This window comes from Escherichia sp. Lx600-2, assembly GCF_036662595.1.
Taxonomy (GTDB): Bacteria; Pseudomonadota; Gammaproteobacteria; order Enterobacterales; family Enterobacteriaceae; genus Escherichia; species Escherichia coli.
This window is the reverse complement of sequence record NZ_JAYQWM010000120.1, coordinates 1-8,203: the sequence shown is the minus strand read 5'-3', so window position 1 is coordinate 8,203 and position 8,203 is coordinate 1. Positions and strand designations below refer to the sequence as shown.

The window sequence follows — 8,203 nt, the reverse complement described above, 5'->3', positions numbered from 1 at the left end:
ATCGTGGTGATGCGCATTATGTGTCGTCGCGGCTTCGAAATGGACTTTGCTGAACTGTTGCTGGAAGACTACAAAGCTTCCCTGAAATATCTCAGCGATCACCCGAAACTGCAGGGTATTGCCCAGCAGAACAGCTTTAAACACACCTGATAACATAACGTTGTAAAAACCGAATGCCCAGCCTTTAAAAAAAACAGCTGGGCATTCGGTTGCTTATTAATCGCAATAATATATTGGCTGTCTATTCATCGTGTTGATAAGATATATGTTATATGAATGTTTATTAAATGTAGCGATTGTCTTTAATGTCACGACAAGGGATTATTTGCTTACTATTAATTTCCCTGCGTTCTTAAACACGTTTTTGTATTATAAATCCAGTCATCCTGCCCGTAGAACATCACACATTATCATCCTGTTCTCCCGCTTCGTTTAAATTTATTTATCAATCAATTTGACTTAAGAGGGCGGCGTGCTACATTAATAAACAGTAATATGTTTATGTAATATTAAGTCAACTATGCAATCATTACATGGGAATTGTCTAATTGCGTACGCAAGACATAAATATATTCTCACCATGGTTAATGGTGAATATCGCTATTTTAATGGCGGTGACTTGGTTTTTGCGGATGCAAGCCAAATTCGAGTAGATAAGTGTGTTGAAAATTTTGTATTAGTATCAAGGGATACGCTTTCATTATTTCTGCCGATGCTCAAGGAGGAGGCATTAAATCTTCATGCACATAAAAAAATTTCTTCATTACTCGTTCATCACTGTAGCAGAGATATTCCTGTTTTTCAGGAAGTTGCGCAACTATCGCAGAATAAGAATCTTCGCTATGCAGAAATGCTACGTAAAAGAGCATTAATCTTTGCGTTGTTATCTGTTTTTCTTGAGGATGATCACTTTATACCGCTGCTTCTGAACGTTTTACAACCGAACATGCGAACACGAGTTTGTACGGTTATCAATAATAATATCGCTCATGAGTGGACACTAGCCCGAATCGCCAGCGAGCTGTTGATGAGTCCAAGTCTGTTAAAGAAAAAATTGCGCGAAGAAGAGACATCATATTCACAGTTGCTTACTGAGTGTAGAATGCAACGTGCTTTGCAACTTATTGTTATACATGGCTTTTCAATTAAGCGAGTCGCAGTGTCCTGTGGATATCACAGCGTGTCGTATTTCATTTACGTCTTTCGAAATTATTATGGGATGACGCCCACAGAGTATCAGGAGCGATCGGCGCAGAGATTGTCGAACCGTAACTCGGCGGCAAGTATTGTTGCGCAAGGGAATTTTTACGGCACTGACTGTTCTGCGGAAGGAATAAGATTATAGAGTTTTACTCAGACATAAAAAAAACCCGGCATAGGGGACCGGGAAGAGGATAGTCTGCCGTCTCCAGACTAATAAACCGTTATAACACTCCCTGTTGGCACGGGAAACTTTGTGCTCTCAGTAAGTTAAATATAACTTTTACTGGAAATAAGATCAGCCATTTTTTTATAAACATAAGCTATACGCTGTGCGAAAATATATTCGTGTTGCATTTACTTATTATCAATTAACTGTTATGCAAAACTACTTTGTGGATAAATTTTGGTCCTACCAAATTTGGCAGTTTTTGCGCTAAGAAACAGTCTGGCATCATTTCATTAGTATACTGAAATTGAAATAATCGCAGTATGAAATATAAGGGATAATCATGACTCATGTCTGCTCGGTGATCCTCATTCGTCGTTCATTCGATATTTATCATGAACAGCAAAAAATATCGCTGCATAACGAGAGTATCCTGCTGCTGGAGAAAAATTTGGCAGACGATTTTGCGTTTTGTTCACCGGATACGCGACGACTGGATATCGATGAGCTGACAGTTTGCCATTACTTACAAAATATTCGTCAGCTACCACGCAATTTAGGGTTACATAGCAAAGACCGTCTGTTAATTAACCAGTCACCCCCCATGCCGCTGGTGACGGCGATTTTTGATAGCTTCAATGAATCCGGGGTAAATTCACCGATACTGAGCAATATGCTCTACCTTTCCTGTTTATCGATGTTTTCTCATAAGAAAGAACTGATCCCCTTACTTTTCAATAGCATCAGCACTGTTTCAGGAAAAGTTGAACGCCTTATTAGCTTTGATATCGCCAAACGTTGGTATCTGCGCGATATCGCGGAAAGAATGTATACCAGCGAGAGTCTCATCAAAAAAAAGTTGCAGGATGAAAACACCTGTTTCAGTAAAATATTACTCGCCTCCAGGATGTCGATGGCCAGACGATTACTCGAGTTACGTCAAATTCCTCTGCATACTATTGCGGAAAAATGTGGCTATAGCAGTACGTCGTACTTTATAAACACATTTCGACAATATTATGGTGTAACGCCACATCAGTTTGCGCAACATTCGCCAGGTACCTTTTCCTGACATATTTTGCATTTGAATATTGGTCAGGATCTCACACCTGCTTCATGTGAAACTCTTCCCTGATGATTTCTGCCGGGCTACCGGCTAGTTCTCTTTCGCAGTTTGCCAGGCGGTATAGGTATTTTCAGGAGGAAAAGACTCGGCATGTTTGGGATTATTAAGCTGACAATTCATACGATTACGGGAATGTGGGTCAGTATTGTGCTGTTCAAATTGATGACGAATGGCTGGAGTGGTTTCTACTTTCAGTGCTGTGTACTAAGCCTGGTATTCCTGACGGTTAGCTGGTTGTTGAGTGGTGAATGGTTAGCAGGAAAGAGTAAGGCTGAACCTTCACGTTCAACCTTACTCTCATTTACACGTTACGCTTTTTTAAAGCGGGCAAAGAGATGTTCCACTACAACGAAAAAGACCGGAACAAAGTAAATTGCCAGCACTGTTGCGGCAAACATCCCGCCCATCACGCCGGTACCTACCGCGTTTTGCGCGCCAGAACCGGCACCATGACTGATAACCAGCGGCAGCACGCCGAGAATAAAGGCCAGAGAGGTCATCAGGATTGGGCGTAAACGCATCCGCGCCGCTTCGATGATTGCCTCTATCGGCGTTTTCCCTTCTTTCTGCATCATCTCAACGGCAAATTCGACAATCAGGATGGCGTTCTTGGCGGAAAGCCCGATGGTGGTCAGCAAACCAACCTGGAAGTAGACGTCATTACTTAAGCCTCGCAGATCGGTGGCCAGTAATGCGCCAACGACGCCTAACGGAACAACCAACATCACCGAGAACGGAATTGACCAGCTCTCATAGAGTGCGGCGAGGGCGAGGAACACCACGACCAGTGAAATCGCATACAGCGCGGGAGCCTGGTTTGAGGATAACGCTTCCTGATACGACAGTCCGGTCCATGAGTAGCCGACGCCTGCCGGAAGTTTAGCGACCAGGTCTGCCATAAATTTCATAGCGTCACCGGTACTTTTCCCGGCCGCCGCTTCACCTAAAATCTCCATTGACGGGGTGCCGTTGTAGCGTTCCAGTCGCGGTGAACCATAGGTCCATTCGGTAGACGAGTAGGCAGAAAGCGGTGCCATCGTGCCAGAGGCGTTGCGTACATACCACTGGTTGATGTTATCCGGCAACATACGGAACGGCGTGCCTGCCTGGACATACACTTTTTTCACCCGCCCCTGGTTGAGGAAGTCGTTCACGTAGCTGCTGCCGAAGGCGGTGGAAATTGTCTGGTTGATATCAGACAGCGCCACGCCCATTGCTTCAGCTTTCGCAGCGTTGACGTTCACTTTGAACATCGGCGTATCTTCCAGGCCGTTCGGGCGTACCCCGGTGACCTGATTCGGTGATTGCGCTGCCAGTGATAACAGCTCGTTTCGTGCCTGGGTTAGTTTTTCGTGCCCCAGGTTACCGTTGTCCAGCAGTTCCATATCAAAACCTGACGCGGTACCCAGTTCAGCCACCGCGGGTAAGTTGAACGGGAAGACGACGGCTTTATTGATACTGCTTAGCGCAATCATTGCCCGCTGAATGATCGCGGTAACCGAGTTTTCCTCACCGACACGTTCAGACCACGGCTTGAGACTGATAAACGCCAGGCCGTTGTTTTGCCCCTGGCCGCTGAAGCCAAAGCCGCCAACGGTAAATACCGACTGGACATTATCTTTCTCTTTAGTCAGATAATAATCCGTCACCTGTTGCAGCACTTTCGTGGTGTTAACCATGGTGGCACCGGAAGGTAACTGCGCGGTGGTCATAAATACCCCCTGATCCTCTTCTGGTAAGAAAGAGGTCGGTGTACGCAGGAACAGCACCGCCATCCCGGCGCAAATCAGCAGGTAGACCACCATGTAGCGACCGGTACAACGCAACAGCGAGCGGGTGCTATCGGTATAGTGCTGAGTTGATTTTTCAAACAGCGTGTTGAAGCGTGCGAACAGGGCGTTAGGTTTGTGACCGCCTTCCGGCGCGGCTTTCAGAATGGTGGCGCACAGGGCAGGGGTCAGGCTCATTGCCACAAATACTGAAAGCAGCATGGAGGAGATCAGCGTGATGGAGAACTGGCGGTAGATCTCCCCGGTTGCACCGCTCATAAAGGCCATCGGCATAAACACTGCGGAAAGAACAACGGCAATACCGACCAGCGCACGTTGGATCTGCCCCATCGATTTATGCGTCGCTTCCTTCGGCGGTAGCTTATCTTCCGCAATGACACGCTCGACGTTCTCCACCACTACGATGGCGTCATCCACCAGTAACCCTATCGCCAGCACCATCCCGAACATAGTTAACGTGTTGATGGTGAAACCGACCGCCGACAAGATCGCAAACGTCCCGAGAATAACCACCGGTACGGCAATCGTCGGGATGATTGTGGCACGGAAATTCTGCAAAAACAGATACATGACCAGGAAGACGAGGATGATAGCCTCAACCAGTGTTTTGAAAACTTCCTGAATAGAAATTTCGATAAACGGCGTGGTGTCGTAAGGATAAACCGTCTTCAGACTTGCCGGGAAATAGGCTGATAAGCGGTTCAGTTCCTCTTTGACTGCCCGCGAGGTATCCAGGGCGTTTGCTCCGGCAGCCAGTTTGATGGCGATCCCGGCAGCAGGTTTGCCGTTATAGCGCGCCACGGTGGAATAATCTTCCGCCCCAAGTTCGACGCGGGCGACATCACGCAGCAGCACTTGCGAACCATCTTGCTGAACTTTCAACAGGATTTTGCCAAATTCTTCCGGCGTTTGCAGACGCGTCTGCACAATGATCGAGGCGTTTAGCTGCTGGTCTGCCGCCTGTGGCATGCCACCCAGTTGACCACCGGAAATCTGGTTGTTTTGCACCTTAATCTGGGAAATAACATCGGAAGGTACCAGATTGTATTTATTGAGTTTTTGCGGGTCCAGCCAGATACGCATGGCGTACTCGGAACCAAAGAGCTGTACGCTACCAACGCCCGCGGTACGGCTTAGCGGGTCTTTGATATTAGACGCTACATAGTCCGCGATATCGTACTGGTTGAGGCTGCCGTTATCAGAAATAAACGCCGCTACCATCAGGATATTACTGCTCGACTTATCAACGCTAATCCCCTGCTGCTGCACCGCTTCAGGTAATGAAGGCATAGCGAGTTGCAGTTTATTTTGCACCTGAACCTGTGCGATATCAGGAGATGTCCCAGTCTCGAAGGTCAGAGTGATAGAGGCATTACCCGCCGCATCACTGGTTGAAGACATGTACATCAGGCCATCAAGCCCATTCATATTTTGCTCAATCACCTGAGTGACCGAGTCTTCTACCGTTTGCGCATCGGCACCCGGATAGGTAGCGCTGACGGTAATGGTCGGTGGCGCAATCTGCGGATACTGCGCAACCGGTAAGTTCATGATCGCCAGACCACCTGCAAGCATCATAATAATGGCAAGTACCCAGGCAAAAACCGGGCGATCAATAAAATAGTTAGCCATGAAAGTCCCCTTAAGCCTGCAACGTTATTGTTTCGATTCGGTGCTGGCGTTTTCCTGGCTGGAGGAAATTGCTCGTGCTTTGATACCCGGACGAATGCGTTGCAAACCGGAAACGATCACCCGATCGCCAGCCTGCAAGCCAGAGGTGACAACCCACTGGTCGCCGATGGCTTTGCTGGCTTCAATTTCGCGTAGCTGCACGACATCGTCTTTATCCAGAATGAGCGCCGTTGCTTTACCCTGGGCGTTGTGGGTGACGCCTTCCTGCGGCACCAGTAATACATTCTGGCGGCTACCTTCATCCACTAATGCCGTGACATACATGCCAGGCAGCAAGTCACCATTTGGGTTGGGGAAAATCGCCCGTAACGTCACGGAGCCCGTGGTTTCATCAACCGTCGGGTCGGAGAATTTCAGCGTGCCGGTCTGGCTGTAACGTTTACCATTTTCCAGATTGAGCTGTACTGGCGTACTGCCCTGAACCTGTTTGATTTGCCCACTGGCGACCTCTTCTTTCATGCGTAAGAAATCTTGCACCGACTGCGTGAGATCGACATAAATCGGGTCCAGACGTTGTACGGTAACCAGCGAATCTGCCTGATTAGCGGTAACGAGTGCGCCGACGGTCACCGACGATTTCCCGCTGACGCCCGTAATCGGCGAGGTGACATTCGCGTATTGCAGATTGATCGTCGCCTGTTCAACAGCCGCTTTGGCGACGGTGACATTGGCTTCTGCTTCATTCAGCTGGGTGCGCGCGGTGTCGTAATCCTGACGGCTAACGTAGTTGGTCTTCAGCAACGATGCCTGGCGGTTAAAGGTGATGCGGGCATTGCTGGCGGTAGAGAGCGCTTTCGCCAGCGAGCCTTTGGCGGAGTTTAGCTCGGCCTGTAAAGGTGCAGGATCAATCTGATACAGCGAATCGCCCTGGTTCACTTTATCGCCTTCGATAAAGTTGCGTTTAATGATAATACCGCCCACCTGGGGACGTATCTCGGCAACTTCATAAGGAACGGTTCTACCGGGCAATTCGCTCAACACATTGACCGACCCAGGGGAGAGTGTGACGACACCGACCTCAGGCGTCATGGCGGCGGCGTTTTCCGCCGATTTGTCATCGCAGGCGGTGAGCATCGCGCCGCAGAATAACAACGGTATTAACAGCTTTCTTCTTCTGTTCATTTTAGTCCCTGAAAATTCTTGAGAAATAACGGTTCTTTAAATTGCGCGCGAGGAGAGATATGAGGGATTTACAGACCAGCGGCATAGTGGGGTTGTCAGCCAGTAAGGTGGGATACAGGCATAGTGATCGACATGGTGAGGTCAACGACAAAAAAAATGTTGCCGTTCTGCCAACAGTTCCTGCCAGCATTCGGGCAACGAAGGGTTCTACTGGTGGATACACATACCAGGGGAATAAAGTCGTTTTAGCCTCTCCTTTAGTAATCACCGGGGGTAATGAAATCAGCATCTGCATCCCTCGTCATGCCAGCCATCAATTTCAGTTGCTTATGTCCTGACTAAAAATAAGATGTGATACCCAGGGTGACGATGTCGCTCATACGTCTTAGTTTCAGCTTGTACATAATGTTGAATTTCTGAATCTTTAATGTTTGTTGCGAAATATTGAGCGTCGACGTGATATTGCTTTCATTTTTATTTTTCAGAATCAGTTGCATAATTTTGAACTGATTATGTGAAAAACATAATTGTGAATTCTTATGGGGCAAGTGTTTACCATAAGTAATCTCAAGAAGATTTTTGATACTTTCTTTGCGGCTAACAAAATAAATAGGCGCTTTAGCTTTTAGTTTACTGATGTGATAAGGTGCCAAAACAATAATTCTCTCGGCATCTAATTTCTCCAGAAATTTAATCGCTTCTTCATCAAGGATATGATTGTGATAGGTATCAATGATAACCTTGAAGGGTTTATTGCCTACTTTTTTGATCTCTGACAGGGAATTGATTTTTATCATTTCGTCATTATCTTTCAACTGCCAAAAGCCCTGTAAAAGAAAAGAATCTTTCGTCATGAGAAAAATCATAACTTGCTCCTTAGCCGTTATCGTTTCGAACATGTCATCCTTTTCATTATTTACATCCTTGTCCGAATCGTTGTTCAATATAGTAAACGCCTATAAGAACTTTGCCCTTCGTGAACTAATACGTCTATTAACACTAATCAATACTTCAGATTTATCCATCACGCACTCCATATATTGATCCTAAGTAAAATTCCTGGTTGTTATCAATTTGTAAACAGTGAGCAAAAAGTAACGTTTG

6 protein-coding genes and 1 pseudogene are annotated in these 8,203 nt (G+C 46.8%); 4 read left to right on the top strand and 3 right to left on the bottom strand.

Annotated features, from left to right (window positions below):
• The 3 genes and pseudogenes from OQV04_RS22310 to gadW all read left to right on the top strand — a co-directional run.
• Nucleotides 1-150, top strand: a pseudogene (locus tag OQV04_RS22310) (glutamate decarboxylase); the annotation flags it as partial.
• A 370-nt stretch (nucleotides 151-520) separates the two neighbouring features.
• Nucleotides 521-1,345, top strand: a complete 825-nt coding sequence (gadX, locus tag OQV04_RS22305; protein WP_032281785.1) for an acid resistance transcriptional activator GadX — start codon at nucleotides 521-523, stop codon at nucleotides 1,343-1,345.
• 367 nt (nucleotides 1,346-1,712) lie between these two features.
• Nucleotides 1,713-2,441: an acid resistance transcriptional activator GadW gene (gene gadW, locus OQV04_RS22300; protein ID WP_000149999.1), complete on the top strand. Its 729-nt coding sequence runs from the start codon at nucleotides 1,713-1,715 to the stop codon at nucleotides 2,439-2,441.
• A 362-nt stretch (nucleotides 2,442-2,803) separates the two neighbouring features.
• On the opposite strand, the gene mdtF is transcribed toward gadW, so the two are convergent.
• Together mdtF and mdtE are read right to left on the bottom strand one after the other, a co-directional pair.
• Nucleotides 2,804-5,917 (bottom strand): multidrug efflux pump RND permease MdtF, encoded by a 3,114-nt coding sequence (mdtF, locus tag OQV04_RS22295; RefSeq protein ID WP_045176386.1) that lies wholly within the window; start codon nucleotides 5,915-5,917, stop codon nucleotides 2,804-2,806.
• Nucleotides 5,918-5,941: 24 nt separating this feature from the next.
• The gene (gene mdtE, locus OQV04_RS22290; protein ID WP_001340474.1) at nucleotides 5,942-7,051 is read right to left on the bottom strand and encodes a multidrug transporter subunit MdtE; all 1,110 of its coding nucleotides are present in this window, start codon (nucleotides 7,049-7,051) and stop codon (nucleotides 5,942-5,944) included.
• A gap of 107 nt (nucleotides 7,052-7,158) precedes the next feature.
• Here mdtE and OQV04_RS22285 point away from each other — a divergent pair, with 107 nt between their 5' ends.
• Nucleotides 7,159-7,437: a hypothetical protein gene (locus tag OQV04_RS22285; RefSeq protein WP_001205329.1), complete on the top strand. Its 279-nt coding sequence runs from the start codon at nucleotides 7,159-7,161 to the stop codon at nucleotides 7,435-7,437.
• On the opposite strand, the gene gadE is transcribed toward OQV04_RS22285, so the two are convergent.
• Nucleotides 7,438-7,965 (bottom strand): acid resistance transcriptional activator GadE, encoded by a 528-nt coding sequence (gadE, locus tag OQV04_RS22280; protein WP_032281783.1) that lies wholly within the window; start codon nucleotides 7,963-7,965, stop codon nucleotides 7,438-7,440.
• Between the last annotated feature and the right edge of the window lie 238 nt (nucleotides 7,966-8,203).

Excerpts from the sequence above, each read along its gene's own strand:
- gadX (WP_032281785.1), top strand. The coding sequence starts at position 521 with ATGCAATCATTACATGGGAATTGTCTAATTGCGTACGCAAGACATAAA.
- gadW (WP_000149999.1), top strand. The coding sequence starts at position 1,713 with ATGACTCATGTCTGCTCGGTGATCCTCATTCGTCGTTCATTCGATATT.
- mdtF (WP_045176386.1), bottom strand. The coding sequence starts at position 5,917 with ATGGCTAACTATTTTATTGATCGCCCGGTTTTTGCCTGGGTACTTGCC.
- mdtE (WP_001340474.1), bottom strand. The coding sequence starts at position 7,051 with ATGCTCACCGCCTGCGATGACAAATCGGCGGAAAACGCCGCCGCCATG.
- OQV04_RS22285 (WP_001205329.1), top strand. The coding sequence starts at position 7,159 with ATGAGGGATTTACAGACCAGCGGCATAGTGGGGTTGTCAGCCAGTAAG.
- gadE (WP_032281783.1), bottom strand. The coding sequence starts at position 7,965 with ATGATTTTTCTCATGACGAAAGATTCTTTTCTTTTACAGGGCTTTTGG.